This is a genomic window from Methylocaldum sp. GT1TLB (assembly GCF_051027445.1).
Classification (GTDB): Bacteria; Pseudomonadota; Gammaproteobacteria; order Methylococcales; family Methylococcaceae; genus Methylocaldum.
On sequence record NZ_CP194898.1, the window covers coordinates 3704847 to 3727201 of the forward strand.

Here is a 22355-nt window from a genome sequence, read left to right on the forward strand (position 1 = left end):
TATTAAGAAGAGCTGTTTTTGAGTTGAAAAAGTTCTCGGGCGGCGGCAATCAGATCGTGCCGTTCATGGATGCCCGCTTGCTTGATTTGGACGCTGGGTATGTGAATCAATTTATTGGTGAGCAGATTCGCCAAAAGATCCAGCGCCTCTTCGGGAGATTTACCGCATCGTAATGCCTGTTTTGCTCGATGTAAGGCTTCGGCTCGGATCGTTTCGGCGTGGCTGCGGAAGTCGCGGATGGTGGAGGTCGCACCCTGAGCGCGCAACCAGCCCAAAAAATGCTCCACTTCGGTGTCGATAATTTCTTCGGCCTTCTTGGCTGCTTCCTGGCGCGATTTCAGGTTTTCTTCGATGGTGTTCCGCAGGTCGTCGACGGTATAGAGATAAACGTCCCTCAGTTGGGCGACTTCCGGTTCGATGTCGCGAGGCACGGCCAAATCCACCATGAACATCGGCTTATGCTTGCGGGCTTTGAGGGCGCTCTCGACGCCGCCTTTACCCAAAATCGGCAATTGGCTGGCGGTGGATGAAACGACGATGTCGGCCTTGGCCAAATGCTTCGGCAATTCGGCCAATGAGATGGCAAACCCGTTGAACTGGGTGGCCAAAGTGTGTGCTTTGTCGTAGGTGCGGTTGGCGATTATCAGATGGCCGATTTTGCTTTCGGCCAGATGGCGGGCTGTCAGTTCGATCGTTTCTCCGGCGCCGATCAGTATGGCAGCCTGTTCGGAAAGATCGTCGAAAATTCGTTGTGCTAGGCGCACCGCGGCAAAGGCAACCGAAACCGGGCTGGAACCTATCGCGGTGTCGGTTCGTACCTTCTTGGCGGCGGTGAAGGTGTGCTGAAACAGTTTGCTCAAGGTTTTGCCGAGAGTTCCGGCTTCGGCTGCGGCTTGGTAGGCCGATTTCATCTGTCCGAGAATCTGCGGCTCTCCCAGTATCATCGAATCCAACCCGCAGGCGACGCGAAACATGTGACGGATCGTCTCACCGTCGGTGTGGACATAGAGATACGGTTGAAAATCTTCCCGTTGAAGACTCTGCTCTTGAGCGATCCAGTCGATCAGAATGTTTTGATCATCGGTTTCGACGCCACAGTACAATTCCGTTCGGTTGCACGTGGATAGAATCGCGGCTTCGCCAATTTGGGGTAATTGAATCAGATCCTGCAAGGCACATTTGATTCGTTCGGCCGGAAAGACCAGGCGTTCTCTGATCAAAATCGGTGCTGTGTTGTGATTCAACCCTAAGGTTAAAATGCTCATGAGCTCAAATTTCTGAGACTTTCCAAATATAATTCTAAGAAAAACCTCAAATGCAGCCAAATACCGTTGGTTCGGGTCTATTGTTGCATGTTACGGACAGCGTACAATCTCGCCGGCTTATAAGTCAGTCTACCCCGCTTTAATCGAAAGCTCGGGACATTTTCGCGATGCTGCTTCGGATGAAGGGAGAAAAGCGTTGTCAATACTATCCAAGGTTCTTTTATTAACTTCGGCTTAGGAATTTCGTCAGTGTTGAAACGATTGGTCTGTTTGGCGTGTGTCGGTGCTATTGGGCTATCGGGATGCGCGGGTATTAATCCATCGCGGCCTCATACTGACGAGTCCTTGGAAGGGGTCCGTCAAGCAGATGTCCAAGAGCTTAATCAGCATTCGGAAGTCGTCTACTTGTTATTGTCGGCAGAATTGGCCGGCCAGCGCGGGCAGTACGAGATTGCTCTGAACAATTATTTGGAAGCAGCCAAGCTTACCCAAGATGCTCAGGTTGCAGAGCGAGCAACACAAATCGGGCTCTATCTTAAGAATACAGAAAAAGCTCTAACAGCGGCTACATTGTGGAGCGAACGAGATCCGGGAAATGCCTCGGCGCGTCGTGTTGCGGCTTTGTTGCTTCTGAAAGCCGGGCAAACTGATAAGGCTCTGGATCAATTGAGGGCGCTACTGACCCTGCCCGACGTAGACCTGGAAAATGCATTGATCGAATTGGTCAAGTGGCTGGATTCGGAGGTTCCGAAGGAAGATGGGGCGAAAGTAATGCAGCGCTTGGTCACGGAATTTCCGAGTATGGCCGAGATTCACTTCGCGTATGCGCTTTTGGCCAGCAGCCGGGGTGAGTATCAGTTAGCCCTGCAGGAAGCGGAAAAAGCGCTGGCTCTGCACCCTGATTGGAATAGGGCTCGCCTATTGCAGGCCCAAGTCATGTCTCAGATGGGTGACTCCGAGGCGGCGAGGGCTACGGTTCAGAAGGCGCTGAGGAGCGATCCCAATAATGTCCGTTTGCGCCTGATCTATTCCCAATTTTTGGCGAAAGCTGGAGATTTTCGAGGGGCGGAGAAAGAGCTGACTCGTATTTTGGAGAAGGATCCGGATAACCATGATGCGCGTTTCGGCCTTGCGACATTGTTGATGGAGGCGGGGCAAGACGAGAAGGCGAGGAAAGAGTTTTCCGATCTAACGACCGTACCCAAGTGGCGGGGACAGGCCTATTTCTATTTGGGGTTGATCGAAGCGCGCCAGAATCGCCTGCAAAATGCGCTGGAGCGGTTCGACAAAGTTGGGTCCGGGCCATTGGAATTCGACGCTAAGGTTAATTCAATTACCGCGTTGATTAATCTCGGCCGTATGGCCGACGCTCGGCAGCGTTTAGTTGACGTGCGCAAAGAATTTCCGAATGAGGCGTTGCGGCTCTACCTGCTGGAGGCAGAGCTCTTGTCCAAAACTAAGGACTATGAGGCGGCGTTTGATTTGCTGACGGAGGCGTTGGAAGAAATGCCGGGCCAGATGGAGTTGCTTTATTCCCGCGCTTTGGTTGCCGAACAGCTAGACCGTGTCGAGGTGTTAGAGGCGGACCTGCGTGCAGTATTGGAAAAGAATCCAGACGATGCCAACGCGCTTAATGCCTTGGGTTACACCCTGGCCGATCGCGGCGACCGATTGGATGAAGCCAAGCGGTATCTCGATCGGGCAATAGAGCTGAAGCCAGACGATCCGGCTATCCTGGATAGTTACGGTTGGCTGCAATACCGTTTGGGAAACTACGATTCGGCACTCGATTATCTGCGGCGCGCTTATGAGTCGGTCAGTGATCCTGAGATAGCGGCACATTTGGGGGAGGTGTTGTGGGAGTCCGGTCGACATCAAGAAGCCAAAAAGATATGGAAAGAGGCGCTCAAGAAGGATCCAGGCCATGAGGACATGAAAAAAATTAAGATCAAGTATCGGGAAGCCTTCAAATAGCGGGTGTTAGAAAGGCCTAATTTTGTTTAGATTCCTTGTTTTTGTGTTGGTCGCGTCGCTGACCGGTTGCGCTGTTTTCAAAAAGGAGCCGCCTCGTCCTGCTCTAGCCCCAAAGGCCGAAGAGAAAAATTATGACTTAAAAGTCTGGCAGCTGGAGGGGCGGATTGGCGTGCAAACCGCGAACGATGCCTGGCAGGCTAATCTGTTCTGGGAGCACGATGCGGAGCAGGATCGCTTGCGAGTGTCGGGGCCTTTTAGCCAGGGCATGGTTTCTATCATTCTGCAAAAAGACCTGATTTACGTTAACGAAGGCGATGGGGTTACAGAGTTGTCCCGCGATCCCGACGCCATGTTAAAGGACCGGCTGGGGTTCGCCGTGCCATTGTCGAGCTTGCGGTACTGGATTGTGGGGTTGCCCGATCCGAACGAAACGCATACCCCTGTTTATGGGGAGTCCGGTTCCTTGCTGGGGTTTAGGCAATCGGGTTGGACGCTCCAGTTCCAAAATTATATGAATGTGGGGGGCCGGGTTATGCCGCAGAAGATCGCGATTCAAGGGCCAGATGTTAGGCTCAAACTAATAGCGGATAGCTGGCGTGTTAAGGGGTAGTGCATGATGGACGCGGAAGTGCTTCGTCTGCCAGCACCGGCCAAGCTTAATCTAATGCTGAGAATAGTGGGCCGGCGAGACGATGGTTACCACTTGCTCCAAACCGTATTTCAATTCATCGATCGTTGCGACTGGATTACGCTGCGCCGTCGCTCCGATGGCCGCATTCGGCTGTTGAGCCCGCTCCCCGGTGTGCCGGAAGAGCAGGATCTCACGGTAAGGGCTGCGCAACTCCTGCGTCGCGTAACCGATGTTGAATACGGAGTCGAGATTGAAATTGAGAAAAATCTGCCCATGGGAGGTGGGCTTGGGGGCGGAAGCTCGGATGCCGCAACAGCGCTGCTTGGGTTGAATGCCTTATGGCGGACAGGCTTGTCTTTGCAGGATCTGATGGTGTTGGGTCTTCAGTTGGGCGCTGACGTTCCGGTTTTTGTCAATGGTTGTTCGACCTGGGCCGAGGGGGTTGGGGAGGTGTTGACTCCATTGGAGCTGCCGGAGCCTTGGTATGTCGTCGTGGTGCCTAGCTGCCATGTGGCGACCGCGCAAATTTTTTCGGCGCCCGGTTTGACACGAAATAACAAACCGATCAAAATAGCGGACTTTCTTGCGGGGCAGCAGGAAAACCATTGTTTGCCTGTGGTTTCGGAATTCTACCCGGAAGTTGGAGTTGCCTTGAGCAGTTTGGGGCGTTTTGCGCCCGCCAGACTTACCGGTACCGGGGCCTGCGTGTTTGCCGCATTTTCTGATGAAGCTGATGCGCGGGCGGCGGCCATGACATTAGAGAGCGAGTGGTCGGTGTTTGTCGCGCGAGGACGGAATCGGTCGGCTCTCCATCAGGCGCTGAAGCTGGTCTGAATAGGGCCGTCAACAACATTATTGGGGCGTAGCCAAGCGGTAAGGCACCGGGTTTTGATCCCGGCATTCCCAGGTTCGAATCCTGGCGCCCCAGCCATAGTAATTCCGACTCGACGTCTCGACTTTGGAGTGTCTTGAATGACAGACGCCTCGTTTATGGTGTTTTCCGGGAATGCCAATCCTGCCTTGGCCGAAGGCATTGTACGCAAGCTGAACATGCGCTTGGGGATGGCAACCATTGGAAGATTCATTGACGGCGAAATAGCAGTCGAGATCGAGGAAAATGTCCGTGGGCGAGAGGTTTTTCTGATTCAGCCCACCTGCGCGCCAATCAATGAAAATATCATGGAATTGCTAGTCATGATCGACGCTTTTCGTCGGTCGTCGGCGTCCGTGATTACGGCAGTGATTCCTTACTACGGCTATGCGCGCCAAGACCGACGGATCAGGTCGGCCCGCGTTCCTATCACGGCAAAGCTGGTTGCCAAGATGATTTGTGCGGCCGGAGCGGATCGGGTGTTGACCGTGGATCTCCATGCCGATCAGATTCAAGGTTTTTTTGATGTTCCTGTGGATAACGTCTACGCGTCGCCAATTTTATTGGGCGATGTTTGGCGGCAGAAATATCAGAATCTGATTGTTGTTTCCCCCGATGTGGGTGGGGTGGTAAGGGCGCGGGCATTGGCCAAACGTCTCGACGATGCCGATTTGGCGATCATCGACAAGCGTCGTCCGAGGCCGAATGAGGCTAAAGTGATGAATATCATCGGCGATGTCGAAGGGCGCACCTGTATCATGGTCGATGACCTGGTGGACACGGCCGGAACCTTGTGCCGGGCGGCCGGCGCATTAAAGGACCATGGTGCGCGGCGAGTAGTGGCGTATTGTACTCACCCTGTGTTGTCCGGGCGGGCGATAGAAAATATCGAAGATTCGGTGCTCGATGAGTTGGTTGTGACGGATACGATTCCGCTGCGTCGGGATGCTCAGCAATGTAAAAAGATCCGGCAGTTGAGCGTCGCTGAGATGTTGGCGGAGACGATACGCCGTATCGCGGTCGGCGAGTCGGTCAGTTCGCTTTATGTAGATTGATCCAATTTTTTAACTCACTGCTAAGAGTATTTTGGAGAGAAAGATGGTAGGCAGTTTTGTCTTTGATGCTGAATTGAGAACGAATACCGGTAAAGGTGATGCGCGGCGGCTGCGTCGGGCTGGCAAGGTTCCGGCGGTTTTGTACGGCGGTAACGCCGACCCGATTGGCTTGGTGCTGGAGCACAATAAGGTCGTGAAGAGTCTGGAGAGCGAGGCCGTTTATTCCCATGTTCTGACTGTTAAGGTCAGTGGCCGAGAGGAGCGGGCGATCCTGAAGGGTTTGCAGAGGCATCCGAGTAAGCCGATTATCATGCATATGGATTTTCAGCGTGTAAGCCGGGGAGAGAAGATTCGCGTTCATGTGCCTTTGCATTTCGTCAATCAGGATATCTCGGTTGGCGTGAAAAAAGGCGGGGTAGTAACCCACAACTTGGTCGACGTGGAGGTCGCTTGTACACCGGACCAGCTACCCGAATACATAGAGGTTGATCTGGCGCATGTTGATGTGGGGCAGTCGGTCCATCTCTCGGATTTGAAGGTGCCTGAAGGAGTTGAAATTCTCGCTCTCGCTCATGGACCGGAGCACGATTTGCCGGTCGCGGCGATTCAGTCCGGGAAGGTTGCTGAATCGTCGGAGAGTCCGGCTGAATAGGCTGGTTCATTGCTGACAAAATGGCCGGGAGGGGCTTTTGTCTATTCGATTCCGGCTGGTTGTCGGTTTAGGGAATCCGACGACCAAATATGAAAAAACCCGGCATAACGCCGGGTTTTGGTTTGTGGATGAGCTCGCATCTTCGTATGGCGTTCCGTTTAGAGAGGATCGGCGTTTCGAGGGATTGGTCGCGACGCCGGAACTCGAAGACGAAAGCGTTCTGCTCCTAAAGCCGATGACGTTCATGAACCGTAGTGGGCAATCGGTCGCGGCGCTGGCTCGATATTATAAAATCGGTGTCGAGCAGATATTGGTGGCTCACGATGAGCTCGATTTTGCTCCCGGTGTCGCTCGACTGAAATGCGGCGGTGGGCACGGGGGGCATAACGGTTTGAGGGATCTAATCGATAAGTTGGGGGCGGCTGGGTTTTGTCGTATACGCATTGGCATCGGTCACCCCGGTAATCGCGACGATGTCGTACCTTATGTGCTCGGCAAGCCGGGTAGTGACGAGCGCGAATCAATAGATCGCGCAATTTCTCGAGTGATCGAGCTGTTTCCCGCGATCTTGCAGGGGGATCTCGGCGCTGTAACAAGCTGTCTGCATAACGATTCAAGAATTGGCGCGTCTTGAATATTGACACCGACAATCGAATGCCGAATAATTCACATCTTAACCCTTGGAGGGGTTCCCGAGCGGTCAAAGGGATCAGACTGTAAATCTGACGGCTCTGCCTTCGAAGGTTCGAATCCTTCCCCCTCCACCATTAGATTTAGGATTTTGCGCGCGGGTGTAGTTCAATGGTAGAACCTCAGCCTTCCAAGCTGATGGCGTGGGTTCGATTCCCATCACCCGCTCCAGCAAAAAAGGGCGTCAGGTTTCTTGCCCATATAGCTCAGTCGGTAGAGCACTTCCTTGGTAAGGAAGAGGTCACCGGTTCAAGTCCGGTTATGGGCTCCAGTTTGAATGTATCGGTTATCAGATTAAGGGGTATTGGCGGATGTCCAAAGAAAAGTTTACGCGCACAAAGCCGCATGTGAACGTCGGGACGATTGGTCACGTTGACCATGGCAAGACGACCCTGACGGCGGCTCTGACCAAGGTGGGTGCGGAGCGCTTTGGTGGCGAATTCAAGGCATACGATCAGATCGATGCGGCGCCGGAAGAGCGGGCGCGCGGCATTACGATCGCGACGGCGCACGTGGAATATGAATCCCCCACACGACACTATGCGCACGTCGACTGCCCCGGTCACGCCGACTACGTCAAGAACATGATTACCGGTGCGGCGCAGATGGATGGTGCCATTCTAGTGTGCTCGGCCGCGGATGGTCCGATGCCGCAGACCCGTGAGCACATCCTGTTGGCGCGTCAGGTTGGGGTGCCCTATATCGTGGTCTTTCTGAACAAGGCCGATATGGTGGATGATCCCGAGCTGCTCGAATTGGTCGAGATGGAAGTGCGCGAGCTGCTGTCCAAGTACGATTTCCCCGGAGACGACACTCCGATCGTGCGTGGCTCGGCGCTGAAGGCGCTGGAAGGGGATCAGGGCGAGATCGGTGTGCCGGCGATTTTGAAGCTGGTGGATGCGCTCGATGCGTATATTCCGGAGCCGAAGCGCGACATTGAGAAGCCGTTCCTGATGCCGATCGAAGACGTGTTCTCGATTTCGGGGCGCGGCACGGTGGTGACGGGGCGGATCGAGCGCGGCAAGGTCAAGGTTGGGGACGAGATTTCCATTGTTGGTCTGCGTGAGACCACCAAGACTACCTGCACCGGTGTCGAGATGTTTCGGAAGCTCCTGGACGAAGGGGTGGCGGGCGATAACGTCGGGGTGTTGTTGCGCGGCACCAAGCGGGAAGATGTGGAGCGTGGTCAAGTGTTGGCGGCGCCGAACACGATTACCCCGCACACCCATTTTGAAGCGGAGATTTACGTGTTGTCCAAGGAAGAGGGTGGGCGTCATACCCCGTTCTTCAATGGCTATCGGCCGCAGTTCTACTTCCGGACGACGGATGTGACGGGGGCGGTGGAGTTGCCGGAAGGGGTGGAGATGGTCATGCCGGGGGACAACGTCAAGATCACGGTGAAATTGATCGCGCCGATCGCGATGGAGGAAGGCTTGCGCTTTGCGGTACGCGAAGGCGGCCGGACCGTCGGGGCCGGTGTCGTGTCCAAGGTGTTGGAGTAGAAGTCGCGGGTTCTGCGTGTTACCGCGCGGGCGACTTGTCAAGTCGGCAGGGTATATAGGTCAGTAGCTCAATTGGCAGAGCAGCGGTCTCCAAAACCGCAGGTTGGGGGTTCGAGTCCCTCCTGGCCTGCCATCTCTGCTGCAAAGTAATCGCTTTTAATTTTGGTTAGGGTGTTCATGGCTGCTCGAGCAGAGTCAGGTTCTTCGGTCATCGACACGGCGAAGCTCGTGCTCGCAATCGGTTTGTTGATTGCTGGAGTAGTCGGTTTTTACTACTTCTCGCAGCAGTCGCTATTGTACCGAGTGCTCGGTGTCGTCGGTTTGTCGATAGCCTCGGTTGCAATGATTTTAACGACCTCGCTCGGAAAGAGCTTTTGGGGTTTTCTGAAAGAGGCGAGGGTTGAGGTTAGAAAGGTGGTGTGGCCGACGCGCCAAGAAACGGTGCAGGCAACATTAATCGTTATGGCCTTGGTTTTCCTTGTCGGCCTAATGCTGTGGCTGCTAGATATGTTCCTGTTCTGGGTAATTAGCCAGCTGACCGGGCAGGGGGCATAGCATGGCATTGCGTTGGTACGTAGTGCATGCGTACTCCAATTTCGAGAATCAAGTAAAGCGTTCTCTGGAAGAGCGAATTAAGCGGTCGGGCTTGGAGCGCTTCTTTGGGAAGATTCTTGTCCCTACAGAAGAGGTTGTTGAGATGCGCATGGGGCAGCAAAGGAAAAGCGAGCGCAAGTTTTTTCCGGGATACGTTCTGGTTCAGATGGAGCTAAACGACGAGACCTGGCATCTCGTTAAAGAGGTTCCGCGCGTTCTTGGTTTTATCGGCGGAACATCGGATCGGCCGGCGCCGATCTCGGATCGGGAGGCCGAGGCCATCTTGAGTCGGGTCGAAGAAGGCGCAACGAAACCAAAGCCAAAGGTGCTTTTCGAGGTTGGTGAGGTTGTCCGAGTAGTTGAGGGTCCTTTTAAGGACTTCAATGGCGTGGTGGAAGAAGTCAATTACGAGAAAAACAAACTCCGTGTGTCGGTTTTGATTTTCGGGCGTTCAACTCCGGTTGAGCTCGATTTCGGTCAGGTCGAAAAAGCATAATCCTACTGTTGTTCATAATTTCCCGCGGCGAGCGTAGGCAGTATGTTGCGGGCATGGGGAGCTTTAAAGCGTTATCACCCATCAGGAGTAAATAATGGCAAAGAAAATAACCGCATATATTAAGCTTCAGGTCAAGGCCGGTGAAGCAAATCCCAGTCCTCCCGTCGGGCCGGCGCTCGGCCAGCGCGGTGTAAATATCATGGAGTTTTGCAAGGCATTCAATGCTCACACGCAAGGTGTCGAAAAGGGATTGCCTCTGCCCGTTGTTATCACGGTATATAGCGATCGTAGCTTTACATTCATCACGAAAACGCCTCCGGCCTCGGTTTTGCTGAAAAAAGCGATCGGTTTGGCTAAGGGTAGCAGCAACCCGAATACAAACAAAGTGGGAACCGTTACTCGCGAGCAGTTGGCGGAAATCGCCACCTTGAAATCGCCTGACCTGACTGCGGCCGATATGGATGCAGCGATCCGTACTATAGCGGGCAGTGCGCGTAGCATGGGTCTGAATGTGGAGGGTGTGTAATGGCGAGGTTGAGTAGGCGTGCTAAAGCGATCAAAGAAAAGCTCCAGCCTGGAAAAATATACGCTGCCGACGAGGCCTTCGCTGTCTTGAAAGAGCTTTCGACAGTCAAGTTTGTCGAGGCGGTCGATGTAAGCGTAAATCTCGGTGTTGACCCGAGAAAGTCGGATCAGGCGGTTCGTGGTGCGACCGTGCTGCCCCATGGTACCGGAAAATCCGTTCGTGTCGCCGTGTTTGCGCAAGGCGCTAACGCCGACGCGGCGAGAGAGGCTGGTGCGGATATCGTCGGTATGGACGACCTCGCCGCTCAAGTCAAGGCAGGTGAACTCAATTTCGATGTTGTCATTGCTTCGCCTGACGCAATGCGCGTGGTGGGGCAGTTAGGTCAGATTCTCGGTCCGCGCGGCCTGATGCCCAACCCCAAAGTCGGCACGGTAACTCCGGATGTGGCAGGGGCGGTCAAGAACGCCAAGGCGGGACAAGTTCGTTATCGAACCGACAAGAAAGGCATTATTCATTGCACCATCGGCAAAGTGAACTTTGAGGCGGTGGCGCTGAAGGAGAATCTCGAGGCGCTGCTATCCGACCTTAAGAAGGCGAAGCCCTCCACTTCGAAGGGCGTCTATCTGAAGAAAATTACCGTGTCATCCACCATGGGGCCTGGATTGCAGGTCGATCATGGTAGTCTGGCGGCATAAGTAAGACAGACTTTGGGTTACCGGCACCGCCGGTAACCGTCAAAGACCGCAGGCGCGCCTGGTGCGCTTAATCGATAAAGCCTGCGCAGACGGTGTACTGAATCCGTGATCGGTGAAAGGAGCCGTTTTTAGGGGCATCCTGATTCTGGATGTTTTTTGGCTCTGAATGGTTCCCAACTGTTCAGACTACTATTGGAGGTAAAAGGTGGCGCTAAGACTGGATGACAAGAAAGCCGTCGTCGCAGAAGTCGCTGCTATTGCCGCTCAAGCGCACTCTGCAGTAGCTGCAGAGTATCGCGGGTTAACCGTTTCTGAACTGACCAACCTTCGTAAGGTTGCGCGCGAATCGGGTGTGTATCTGAGGGTTATCAAAAACACCCTCGCCCGTCGGGCCGTGGAAGGCACCGAGTTTGCGTGCATGCAAGAAGGGTTGGTCGGGCCGTTGATCTTGGCATTTTCGATTGAAGATCCAGGTTCCGCGGCTCGCGTGGTCTACGACTTTTCGAAGCAGCATGAAAAACTGGCAGTGAAGTTGGTTGCTGTGGGTGGAAAGCTGTATGGCGCCTCGGAGATCGAACGGCTATCCAAGCTACCGAACAAAGAACAAGCTTTGGCCATGTTGATGGGCGTAATGAAAGCGCCGATCGAGAAGTTCGTCAGAACCCTGGCGGAGCCTCATGCCAAGCTGGTTCGGACGGTGGCAGCGGTGCGCGATCAAAAGCAGGCAGCGTAAGCAAGGTTAGAAGATTTATTTTGGAGTATTTCGATGGCTGTATCTAAAGAAGATATTTTAGAAACCATTGCCAACATGACGGTGATGGAAGTAGTGGATTTGATTTCCGCCATGGAAGAGAAATTCGGCGTTTCCGCCGCAGCTGCGGTAGCTGTAGCGGCACCGGCAGCATCGGCTGCACCGGCGGCTGAAGAAAAGACCGAGTTCGATGTTGTTATGACCGGCTTCGGCGATAACAAAGTGAACGTCATCAAAGTGATTCGCGCGATCACCGGTTTGGGTCTGAAGGAGGCTAAGGATCTGGTCGAAGGTGTTCCTTCGACGGTCAAGGAAGGCGTGAGCAAGCAAGAGGCCGAAGATATCAAGAAACAATTGGTCGAAGCCGGCGCTGCGGTTGAAATTAAATAATTGTTGCTCCGTCTGACCTAGGTCGACCTTTATAAGGCTGGCAGCTGATGGCTGCCGGCCTTTCGGCGCTTGCGACGATCTTTCGTAAACGTGTATGGCTCGTCCTAGCGGAGAGCAGTTGAGGCGTACAGTGCAATCGAGTCCCCGGCCGAATTACTTCTACTGTCCTATGTCTAATTCTAATCCGCAAGTGGTCATCCGAGTCTTCTAATTTCCTTTTAGACATCGTGGTAATTTCGTTTGAACATTTAAGGTAAGGAACCACTATGGCCTATTCTTTCACCGAAAAAAAACGCATTCGTAACAGCTTTGGCAAGCGTCGTGACGTACTTGAAGTCCCTTATCTTTTAGCAACCCAAGTCGATTCATACAAGAGATTTCTGCAGGCTGACGTTCTTCCCAGCAAGCGTGTCGATGAGGGTCTGCATGCCGCGTTAAGATCAGTTTTTCCGATCGAGAGCCATACTGGGCATGCCATTCTCGAATACGTAAATTACTCCTTGGGCGAGCCCACGTTCGATGTCAAAGAATGTCAGCAGCGGGGCGCGAATTACGCGGCCCCCTTGCGTGTGCTGGTGCGTTTGGTGATCTATGACCGTGAGGCGCCTGCCAGTGCCAAGGTCGTGAAGGATATCAAAGAGCAGGAAATTTACATGGGCGAAATCCCGCTCATGACGGACACGGGGACTTTCGTTGTCAATGGAACGGAGCGCGTGATTGTCTCGCAGCTGCATCGTTCGCCCGGCGTGTTCTTCGATCATGATCGCGGAAAGACCCACTCATCCGGGAAGCTTCTGTTCAATGCGCGGATCATTCCCTATCGGGGATCCTGGCTGGACTTCGAGTTCGATCACAAGGACTGTGTCTACGTACGAATAGACCGTCGGCGAAAGCTGCCCGCCACAGTTCTTTTGCGGGCCCTAGGTTACGATAACGAGCAGATCATAAAACTGTTTTTCGAGACCAATCGCTTCTCGTTTATCAAAGAAGGCATTCTGCTTGATTTGATTCCCGAACGTTTGCGTGGCGACATCGCCAGTTTCGACATCAAGGCCGATGGTCAGATGATTGTAGAAAAGGGGCATCGGATCACGGCTCGGCACATCCGGCAGATGGATAAAGCGGGGCTGAAGCAATTGGACGTGCCGCGGGATTACCTCTATGGCAAAATTCTCGCTCATAATGTGATCGCCCCGAGCACAGGAGAGTTGGTGGCCAAGGTGAACGACGAGATCACGGAGGACCTATTGAGCCGCATCATTGCGGCCGGCATCGAGGCCATCGACACGCTTTACATCAACGACCTCGACCGCGGCCCGTACATGGCGAACGCCATGCGGATCGACACGACCGAGACTCAGCTCGATGCGCTGGTGGAAATCTACCGCATGATGCGGCCCGGTGAGCCGCCAGCCAAAGAAGCCGCGCAGACGCTGTTCGACAATCTTTTCTTCTCCCCGGACCGCTATGATCTGTCGGCGGTCGGTCGGATGAAGTTCAATCGCCGCCTCGGGCGTTCGGAGATTACCGGACCGGGCGTACTGACGAAAGAAGACATAATTGATGTCCTCAGGGAACTCATCAATATTCGTAACGGCATAGGCACGGTCGACGATATCGACCATCTGGGCAACCGCCGTGTACGGTCCGTTGGCGAAATGGTGGAGAATCAGTTCCGGCTGGGTCTGGTCCGCGTCGAGCGCGCCGTCAAGGAGCGCCTGTCCCTGGCGGATGCCGAGAACCTGATGCCGCAGGAAATCATCAATGCCAAACCGGTCGCGGCATCGATCAAGGAGTTCTTCGGCTCGAGCCAGTTATCTCAGTTCATGGACCAGAACAATCCGTTGTCCGAGGTGACCCACAAGCGCCGTGTTTCGGCCTTGGGACCGGGCGGCCTCGCTAGGGAGCGTGCGGGTTTCGAGGTGCGAGACGTCCATACGACCCACTACGGGCGCGTTTGTCCCATCGAAACGCCGGAAGGACCCAATATCGGTCTGATCAATTCATTGGCGGTTTATGCGCGTACCAATGAATACGGATTTCTCGAAACGCCATACCGTAAGGTGATCGACGGCATCGTCACCGACGAAATCGAATATCTTTCCGCGATTGAAGAGGGCAAGTATTTCATTGCTCAGGCCAGCGCCAAGGTGGATGAAAATGGTCGACTGATCGATGACCTGGTTTCTTGCCGGCACAAAGACGAGTTTACCCTTGCATCGGCCGATCAAATCAATTACATGGACGTGTCGTCACGCCAGATCGTGTCGGTCGCGGCATCGCTGATCCCGTTCCTGGAGCATGACGACGCCAACCGGGCATTGATGGGATCCAACATGCAGCGCCAGGCCGTACCGACACTGCGGACCGAGAAGCCCTTGGTCGGCACGGGCATGGAGCGCATCGTAGCCAGAGATTCCGGGGTAACGGTTATCGCCAAGCGTGGCGGGACGGTGGAGTTCGTGGACGCCGGACGTATCGTCGTGCGTGTGAACGACGACGAAACCGAAGCAGGCGTACCGGGCGTCGATATCTACAACCTGACCAAGTACACGCGGTCGAACCAGAACACCTGTATCAATCAAAAGCCCCTAGTAAAACTGGGTGACAGCGTCGCGAAGGGCGACATCCTCGCAGACGGACCGTCCACCGACATGGGTGAACTAGCCTTGGGTCAGAACCTTCTGGTGGCGTTCATGCCCTGGAATGGATGCAATTTCGAGGACTCTATCCTGATTTCCGAACGAGTGGTGCAGGACGACCGCTTCACGACCATCCATATCGAGGAAAAAACTTGCGTCGCTCGCGATACTAAACTCGGACCGGAAGAAATCACTGCCGATATTCCGAATGTCGGCGAAGCCGCGCTGGCCAAGCTGGATGAGTCCGGGATCGTTTATATCGGGGCCGAGGTAAAGGCGGGCGATATTCTGGTGGGGAAGGTCACGCCCAAAGGCGAAACCCAGCTGACCCCTGAAGAAAAACTGCTCCGGGCCATATTCGGCGAGAAGGCGTCGGATGTGAAAGACACATCTCTGCGCGTGCCCTCCGGCATGGACGGCACTGTCATTGACGTCCAAGTGTTCACTCGTGACGGCGTCAAAAAGGACGATCGGGCGAAGCAGATCGAGCAGGCGGAAATCGACCGGGTCAAGAAGGACCTGAACGACCAGTTGCGGATCATCGAAAAGGACTTTTACCAGCGTGTGGAGCAGATGCTGCTGGGCAAGCTGGCCGAATCGGGCCCGAACAGGCTGCGCTCCGGAGAGGTAATCACCCGCGAGTATCTGGAGGGACTCAAACAGTCCCAGTGGCTGGAGATTCGCCTACAAGACGAAGACTTGAACGTTCAACTCGAAGCCATCGCCGAGCAGATCGCTCAGCAGCGCGAGGAAATGAACAAGCGGCTGGAGGAAAAAAAGAAAAAGATCGCCATGGGCGATGATTTGCCGCCCGGGGTCTTGAAGATGGTCAAGGTCTATCTGGCCGTCAAGCGTCGCATCCAGCCGGGTGACAAGATGGCGGGACGCCACGGTAACAAGGGTGTTATTTCTCAGATCGTCCCCGTCGAGGATATGCCTTATCTTGCGGACGGAACTCCAGTTGACATCGTGCTCAACCCGCTAGGCGTGCCTTCGCGTATGAATGTCGGTCAGGTATTGGAAACCCATCTTGGCTGGGCTGCCAAAGGGTTGGGGCTCAAGATCGGCAAGATGCTGGAAGCCAAGGCCAAGATCGAGGAAACGCGCCAGTTCTTGAAGGAAGTCTATAACTGCAGTGGCAAGAACGAAGATTTAGACCTGTTGTCCGATAACGAGATTCTCGAACTCGCCTCCAACCTCAGGGGAGGGGTGCCCATGGCTACGCCGGTTTTCGACGGTGCCACCGAGGACGATATCAAGACCATGTTGCGCTTGGCGGATCTACCGGAAAGCGGCCAAACGCGGCTAACGGACGGACGTACCGGCGAAATCTTCGATCGGGCCGTCACCGTCGGCTATATGTATATGCTCAAGCTTAACCATCTGGTCGACGATAAGATGCATGCCCGCTCCACCGGACCGTACAGTCTGGTTACGCAGCAACCTTTGGGTGGCAAGGCCCAGTTCGGCGGTCAGCGCTTCGGGGAGATGGAAGTCTGGGCGCTGGAAGCTTATGGCGCAGCCTATACCCTTCAGGAAATGCTCACGGTCAAATCGGACGACGTCACCGGGCGTACCAAGATCTACAAGAACATAGTCGATGGTGACCATCGCATGGAGGCGGCCATGCCCGAGTCGTTCAACGTGTTGATCAAAGAGATTCGATCCCTCGGCATCAACATCGAGTTGGAACAGGACTAATACGCTAGACGCATGATCCGGACCGTCTAAAGGTCCGGATCGGCAGAACCGAATTTAGGAGAACGTCTGTGAAAGATCTCATTAACTTCTTAAAGCGTCAAAACCAGGCGGAAGAATTCGATAGCATCCGCATCAGTCTTGCTTCGCCCGATATGATTCGGTCCTGGTCTTACGGAGAAGTGAAGAAGCCCGAAACGATCAACTACCGTACTTTTAAGCCGGAACGCGACGGTTTGTTCTGCGCAAAAATTTTCGGCCCGGTCAGCGACTACGAATGTCTTTGCGGCAAATACAAACGCCTGAAGCATCGCGGCGTCATTTGCGAAAAATGCGGCGTCGAAGTGACTCTGTCCAAAGTCCGTCGGGAGCGCATGGGCCATATCGAACTGGCCAGCCCTGTCGCGCATATCTGGTTTCTCAAATCGCTGCCGTCTCGAATCGCGTTGCTGCTCGACATGACCCTGCGCGAAATCGAGCGGGTGCTCTATTTCGAATCGTATGTCGTTATCGATCATGGCATGACCCCGCTCACGCGCGGCCAGCTCTTGACCGAAGAGGAATATCAGCAGGCGGTACAGACGCACGGCGATGAATTCGTCGCGAAAATGGGTGCCGAAGCGATCTATGAGATGCTGAAGACCATGGATCTCAACGCGGAAGTAGCCACGCTGCGGGAAGAGATCGATTCGACCAATTCCGAAACGAAGATCAAGAAACACACCAAGCGCCTCAAGGCGATCGAATCGCTGATTTCGTCCAACAATCGTCCCGAGTGGATGATTCTGACCGTTTTGCCGGTATTGCCGCCGGAATTGCGTCCTCTGGTTCCGCTCGATGGCGGCCGTTTCGCCACCTCGGACTTGAACGACCTATACCGCCGCGTGATCAATCGCAACAATCGCCTGAAGCGGCTGTTGGATCTCAATGCGCCGGACATCATCGTGCGCAATGAAAAACGCATGCTGCAGGAAGCTGTCGACGCCTTGCTCGATAACGGCCGTCGCGGACGCGCCATAACCGGCTCGAACAAGCGGCCGCTCAAATCGCTAGCCGATATGATCAAAGGCAAGCAGGGGCGATTCCGCCAGAACCTGCTCGGAAAGCGCGTGGACTATTCCGGCCGTTCGGTGATCGTTGTCGGTCCTACCTTGAAGTTGCACCAGTGCGGCTTGCCGAAGAAGATGGCTCTCGAATTGTTCAAGCCGTTCATCTTCAGCAAACTTCAGTTCCGCGGGCTTGCGACCACGATCAAGGCCGCCAAGAAAATGGTGGAAAAAGAAAGCGCGGAAGTTTGGGATATTCTCGACGAGGTGATCCGCGAGCATCCGGTCTTGCTGAACCGTGCGCCTACGCTGCACAGGCTCGGCATCCAGGCGTTCGAACCGATCCTGATCGAGGGTAAGGCGATCCAGTTGCACCCCTTGGTCTGCACGGCCTTCAATGCCGACTTCGACGGCGACCAGATGGCGGTTCACGTTCCGCTTTCTCTGGAGGCGCAGTTGGAAGCTCGCACGCTGATGATGGCGACGAACAACATTCTGTCGCCGGCCAACGGCGAGCCGATCATCAATCCTACCCAGGACGTGGTGTTAGGGCTCTATTACATGAGCCGCGAAAGAATCGATGCCAAGGGAACCGGCATGTTTTTCGCGGACGTGGCCGAAGTTCATCGGGCGTTTCAAACCAAGTCGGTCGATCTCCATGCCCGCGTGCATGTTCGGATCCATGAAACCATTGTCGGGGAGAACGGCGAAAGAACGACCGCGTTTAAGCGGGTTGAAACCATTGTGGGGCGCGCGCTGATTTGGACCATCGTGCCGGAGGGAATCCCGTTCGAGATGATCAACCAGGATATGACCAAGAAGGCGATCTCCAGACTGATCAACTACTGCTATCGCACTTTGGGCATCAAAGCCACGGTTGTCTTTGCCGATCAGTTGATGTATCTGGGCTTTTCTCACGCGACCCGCGCCGGCATGTCTTTCGGTGTCGACGACATGGCTATCCCGACTCGGAAGGAAGAAATTATCCGGGCCGCAGAACTGGAAGTTAAGGAGATCCAGAATCAGTATGCTTCGGGTTTGGTGACCGACGGCGAGCGCTACAACAAAGTCGTCGATATCTGGTCGCATGCGAACGACCAAGTCGCTAAGGTCATGATGGAAGGACTGGGTACGGAAAAAGTCGAGATGCCCGATGGACAAACCGCCGAGCAGAAGTCCTTCAACTCGATCTTTATGATGGCCGATTCCGGTGCCCGTGGTTCCGCGGCGCAGATTCGCCAGTTGTCCGGTATGCGCGGCCTTATGGCGAAACCGGACGGGTCGATCATCGAAACGCCCATTACCGCCAACTTCCGGGAAGGATTGGACGTTCTTCAATACTTCATCTCGACTCACGGCGCTCGTAAAGGTCTCGCCGATACCGCGCTCAAGACCGCGAACTCGGGTTATCTCACGCGCCGGCTTGTGGATGTGGCCCAGGATTTGGTCATCACCGAAGACGATTGCGGCACCAATGACGGTTTGCTCATGGCGCCCTTGATCGAGGGCGGCGATGTGGTCGAGCCTCTGGCTGAGCGGGTGCTCGGACGGGCATTGGCCGAGGACGTCAGAGATCCGTCCACTCAGGAGTTGATCCTGACCGCCGGCTCGATCCTGGATGAACACGCCGTGAATGTGCTGGAAGCCCATAGCGTCGACAACGTGCGCGTACGGTCGGTCATCAGCTGCAGAACCCGCTACGGCGTTTGCGCTACGTGTTACGGACGCGATCTGGGGCGTGGCCACAAGGTCAATAGCGGCGAGGCGATTGGGGTTATCGCGGCTCAGTCGATCGGCGAACCCGGCACCCAGCTGACCATGCGCACCTTCCACATCGGCGGTGCGGCGTCCCGGTCGGCAGCCATTAGCAACGTGGAAGTGAAATCCGCGGGTACGATTAAGCTGACTAATCTGAAGACGGTCGTCAACAAGGACGGCAACCTGGTCGCCGTCTCGCGGTCGGGTGAAGTCAGCGTGATCGACGAACACGGCCGTGAGCGTGAGCGCTACAAGATCCCTTACGGTGCCGTTTTGTCGGTACGCGAGGGCAGTCCGGTCAGGGCCGGTCAGGTCGTGGTGAACTGGGATCCGCATACCCACCCGGTTGTTACCGAAGTTAAGGGTTACGCCAAGCTGGTCGATTTCATTGAGGGCGTCACGGTTCGCGAGCAATCGGACGAAGTGACGGGCTTGAGCTCCATGGTGGTCATCGATCCCAAGCAGAGAGGTGGCGCGGGCAAGGATTTGCGGCCGATGGTCAAGCTGGTCGATGAGCAAGGGAACGACATTCGGATTCCCTCTACGGAAATCGCGGCCCAATATTTTCTGCCGGCCGGTGCCATCATCGGTATTCACGACGGCGATTTGGTGCAGGTCGGTGACGTCTTGGCGAGGATTCCTCAAGAGTCCAGTAAGACTCGCGACATTACCGGTGGTCTACCTCGAGTTGCCGATCTTTTCGAAGCCCGTAAGACGAAAGATCCGGCAATTTTGGCGGAGGCTACCGGCACCGTCAGCTTCGGCAAGGAGACGAAAGGCAAGCGTCGCATCATTATTACCGATGCCCACGGCCACCAGCATGAAGTGCTCATCCCGAAATGGCGTCACATCACGGTGTTCGAGGGCGAGCATGTGGAACAAGGTGAAACGATAGCCGAGGGCGATCTGACGCCTCACGACATCCTCCGGCTTCGTGGGGTGGCCGAATTGGCATCTTATTTGGTGAAGGAAATCCAGGACGTCTACCGGCTGCAAGGCGTGAAGATCAACGATAAGCACATCGAGGTTATCATTCGCCAGATGCTGAGAAAGGTTGAAATTACGGACCCCGGCGACACCATTTTCCTCAAGGGTGAGCAAGCCGATCGTGCGCGGGTGCTGGAGGAGAACGATAAGGCCGAGGCCGAAGGCAAGATTCCGGCGTGCTACGAGCCGGTTCTCTTGGGTATTACAAAAGCCTCGTTGTCTACCGAGTCGTTTATTTCCGCCGCCTCTTTCCAAGAGACTACTCGTGTGCTGACGGAAGCCGCGATTCGCGGTTTGAGCGACAAACTCCTCGGGCTGAAGGAAAACGTTATCGTTGGTCGCTTGATTCCCGCCGGAACGGGATTGGCCTACCATCTCGATCGCAAACGCCGGGCGAAGCTCGCGGAGGGCGAGGAAGTCGAAGCGGCAGCAACGATCGATGCGGGTGACGTAGAAGAAGCCTTGAAACAAGCGCTGAGCATGTAGGACGGCATCCAAGCGGCGGGCCGATCTCTCAAAATCGGCTTGCCGTTTTTTGTCGAGCGATTGTCAAACAGTGATTTATCGGTAATATAATTCGTTTAACTTTGGGGTCCTCGTTGTCCCCGACATGCTGCCCGGTTCAATCCGGGTTTTTGCTGTCTGTGCGGGGGAGCAATTCATCGCGGCGCCTGTTTCGCTAGTTTGATAAGTCCGTAGATTCTTGGAGCACATTGAATGAAAACAAATAATTTGTGGGGCCTGATGGCTGCAGGTTTGGCTGGTGCGTTAATCGTTCCGGGCGTCAATGCGGCCGGAGATCCCGAAGCGGGAAAAACGAAGTTTTATACTTGCGAAGGGTGTCACGGGGTGGCTGGGTACACGAATGCCTATCCCACCTATCATGTGCCGCGCGTCGGGGGGCAGCACGCCGATTATGTCGTTTCAGCGCTTAAGGCTTACCGCTCCGGACAGCGTAAGCACGGAAGCATGCTTGGAAACGCGGCAAACATGAGCGATCGAGATATAGAGGACATCGCCGCTTATATATCGCGGTTCCGTGCAATAAACGTCAAATTGCCCGTTACTGGCAATCCGGCAGTCGGGCAAGGGAAAGCGGAAAGCTGTGGGGGATGCCATGGAGAAGACGGCAATACGACCGATCCGAACTTTCCGCGTCTTGCCGGACAGCATGAGAGCTATCTCATTAAATCTTTGCAGGATTACAAATCCGGGGCCCGGAAAAATCCGATCATGAATGGCATCGCCGAGGGGCTGTCAGAGGAAGATATGAAGGATATCTCCGCTTATTACGCGAGCCAGAAAAAAGGTTTGACGATAGTCGAAGATTAGTCTTGATCCAACTCCCCGGTTTGGATCGATTCTAAATTAGTTTTGCTTTCTTGTACTTGCCGGAGAAGTCAGCTTCGGCAAGTCGTTCCCCGCGTGGTGAATGTGAAGAGTATCTGCGGTCGTGCCATTCTACGCCGTTGGCAGCTATCCGACGCCACCAGCCTCACGTCCTTAATCGTGTTCCGCCGCTCGTCGATTCCCGTTAGCGTAGACGAGTGCTCCAAATCTATAGCTTCGTGATGCGATTCGGCACCTTGATCTTCTTGTTGACACTCTCAATCGCGATTTTGGCTGCCGAGGCGCAATCGGCCGTCCGCGAAAAAGCCGTCATGGGCTGGCTGGAATCCGTGTTTCTCAAGCCATGGAACATCCGCATAACGGCGAAGCTGGATACCGGCGCCAAAACGTCGTCTTTGCATGCCGACAACATCGAGCACTTTACGAAAAATAGTGAGGAATGGGTACGTTTCACGCTGACCGGAACCGACGACGATAAATCCATCACGGTTGAGCGTCCTCTAGTCCGGACTGTTTATATCAAGGAGCGTAAGACACGCGCGACCAAGCGTGACGTCGTGAAGCTGGTGCTGTGCAAGAATGGCAGAAATTACGAAACCGAGTTCACTCTTGTCGATCGGAGCAATTTCAATTACCCGGTGCTTTTAGGCCGAAGTTTTCTCAAAGACGTAGCGCTGGTCGACTCGGGGGACACCTTTTTGTATAAAGCGGATAGCGACCCTTGTGTGTCTAGCGAGTCTGACCAAAACAAAAGCAAATAGACGCACGGTTCGACTGTCACC

18 protein-coding genes and 5 tRNA genes are annotated in these 22355 nt (G+C 54.7%); 22 read left to right on the top strand and 1 reads right to left on the bottom strand.

Features of this window, described 5'->3' with window-relative positions:
* Window positions 1-2 precede the first annotated feature (2 nt).
* Window positions 3-1265: a glutamyl-tRNA reductase gene (gene hemA / locus ACR2R1_RS16280; RefSeq protein WP_086133756.1), complete on the bottom strand. Its 1263-nt coding sequence runs from the start codon at window positions 1263-1265 to the stop codon at window positions 3-5.
* A gap of 249 nt (window positions 1266-1514) precedes the next feature.
* On the opposite strand from hemA, the gene ACR2R1_RS16285 reads away from it, so the two are divergent.
* The 22 genes from ACR2R1_RS16285 (at window position 1515) to ACR2R1_RS16390 (ending at window position 22334) form a co-directional block, all read left to right on the top strand.
* Window positions 1515-3239 (top strand): tetratricopeptide repeat protein, encoded by a 1725-nt coding sequence (locus tag ACR2R1_RS16285; protein WP_240502656.1) that lies wholly within the window; start codon window positions 1515-1517, stop codon window positions 3237-3239.
* 22 nt (window positions 3240-3261) lie between these two features.
* Window positions 3262-3849, top strand: a complete 588-nt coding sequence (gene lolB / locus ACR2R1_RS16290; RefSeq protein ID WP_168175540.1) for a lipoprotein insertase outer membrane protein LolB — start codon at window positions 3262-3264, stop codon at window positions 3847-3849.
* 3 nt (window positions 3850-3852) lie between these two features.
* Window positions 3853-4704 carry a 4-(cytidine 5'-diphospho)-2-C-methyl-D-erythritol kinase gene (gene ispE, locus ACR2R1_RS16295; protein WP_434110958.1) on the top strand — a complete coding sequence of 284 codons (852 nt, stop codon included), beginning with the start codon at window positions 3853-3855 and terminating at the stop codon, window positions 4702-4704.
* A 22-nt stretch (window positions 4705-4726) separates the two neighbouring features.
* Window positions 4727-4801: transfer RNA gene (locus ACR2R1_RS16300), tRNA-Gln, on the top strand.
* Window positions 4802-4842: 41 nt separating this feature from the next.
* The gene (locus ACR2R1_RS16305) at window positions 4843-5796 is read left to right on the top strand and encodes a ribose-phosphate diphosphokinase (RefSeq protein ID WP_077732582.1); all 954 of its coding nucleotides are present in this window, start codon (window positions 4843-4845) and stop codon (window positions 5794-5796) included.
* A gap of 43 nt (window positions 5797-5839) precedes the next feature.
* Entirely contained in the window at window positions 5840-6448 is a 609-nt protein-coding gene (locus ACR2R1_RS16310; protein WP_077732581.1) for a 50S ribosomal protein L25/general stress protein Ctc, read from the top strand.
* 37 nt (window positions 6449-6485) lie between these two features.
* The gene (gene pth, locus ACR2R1_RS16315; protein ID WP_156881173.1) at window positions 6486-7082 is read left to right on the top strand and encodes an aminoacyl-tRNA hydrolase; all 597 of its coding nucleotides are present in this window, start codon (window positions 6486-6488) and stop codon (window positions 7080-7082) included.
* A 48-nt stretch (window positions 7083-7130) separates the two neighbouring features.
* Window positions 7131-7215: transfer RNA gene (locus tag ACR2R1_RS16320), tRNA-Tyr, on the top strand.
* A gap of 20 nt (window positions 7216-7235) precedes the next feature.
* Window positions 7236-7309 (top strand) — tRNA-Gly (locus ACR2R1_RS16325).
* A 24-nt stretch (window positions 7310-7333) separates the two neighbouring features.
* Window positions 7334-7409 (top strand) — tRNA-Thr (locus tag ACR2R1_RS16330).
* A gap of 40 nt (window positions 7410-7449) precedes the next feature.
* On the top strand, window positions 7450-8640 hold the full coding sequence (gene tuf / locus ACR2R1_RS16335; protein ID WP_434110961.1) for an elongation factor Tu: 1191 nt from the start codon (window positions 7450-7452) through the stop codon (window positions 8638-8640).
* 57 nt (window positions 8641-8697) lie between these two features.
* Window positions 8698-8773, top strand: a tRNA-Trp gene (locus ACR2R1_RS16340).
* Between the two features lie 44 nt (window positions 8774-8817).
* The gene (gene secE / locus ACR2R1_RS16345; protein ID WP_077731951.1) at window positions 8818-9195 is read left to right on the top strand and encodes a preprotein translocase subunit SecE; all 378 of its coding nucleotides are present in this window, start codon (window positions 8818-8820) and stop codon (window positions 9193-9195) included.
* A gap of 1 nt (window position 9196) precedes the next feature.
* Window positions 9197-9730 carry a transcription termination/antitermination protein NusG gene (gene nusG / locus ACR2R1_RS16350; protein WP_077731950.1) on the top strand — a complete coding sequence of 178 codons (534 nt, stop codon included), beginning with the start codon at window positions 9197-9199 and terminating at the stop codon, window positions 9728-9730.
* A 94-nt stretch (window positions 9731-9824) separates the two neighbouring features.
* Entirely contained in the window at window positions 9825-10256 is a 432-nt protein-coding gene (rplK, locus tag ACR2R1_RS16355) for a 50S ribosomal protein L11 (RefSeq protein WP_077731949.1), read from the top strand.
* Window positions 10256-10951 (top strand): 50S ribosomal protein L1, encoded by a 696-nt coding sequence (rplA, locus tag ACR2R1_RS16360; protein WP_434110964.1) that lies wholly within the window; start codon window positions 10256-10258, stop codon window positions 10949-10951. The genes rplK and rplA overlap by 1 nt, the downstream gene beginning before the upstream one ends.
* Window positions 10952-11156: 205 nt before the next feature.
* Window positions 11157-11684: a 50S ribosomal protein L10 gene (gene rplJ, locus ACR2R1_RS16365; RefSeq protein ID WP_077731947.1), complete on the top strand. Its 528-nt coding sequence runs from the start codon at window positions 11157-11159 to the stop codon at window positions 11682-11684.
* Between the two features lie 33 nt (window positions 11685-11717).
* Window positions 11718-12092 (top strand): 50S ribosomal protein L7/L12, encoded by a 375-nt coding sequence (gene rplL, locus ACR2R1_RS16370; RefSeq protein WP_077731946.1) that lies wholly within the window; start codon window positions 11718-11720, stop codon window positions 12090-12092.
* A 266-nt stretch (window positions 12093-12358) separates the two neighbouring features.
* A complete protein-coding gene (rpoB, locus tag ACR2R1_RS16375; RefSeq protein ID WP_347257420.1) occupies window positions 12359-16435 on the top strand; it encodes a DNA-directed RNA polymerase subunit beta in 4077 nt (1358 codons plus the stop codon).
* 80 nt (window positions 16436-16515) lie between these two features.
* Window positions 16516-20709, top strand: coding sequence for a DNA-directed RNA polymerase subunit beta' (rpoC, locus tag ACR2R1_RS16380; RefSeq protein WP_077731957.1), 4194 nt, complete (start codon window positions 16516-16518; stop codon window positions 20707-20709).
* A 231-nt stretch (window positions 20710-20940) separates the two neighbouring features.
* Window positions 20941-21555, top strand: a complete 615-nt coding sequence (locus ACR2R1_RS16385; protein ID WP_086133752.1) for a c-type cytochrome — start codon at window positions 20941-20943, stop codon at window positions 21553-21555.
* A 215-nt stretch (window positions 21556-21770) separates the two neighbouring features.
* Entirely contained in the window at window positions 21771-22334 is a 564-nt protein-coding gene (locus ACR2R1_RS16390; protein WP_348529981.1) for an ATP-dependent zinc protease family protein, read from the top strand.
* The last annotated feature ends 21 nt before the right edge of the window (window positions 22335-22355 follow it).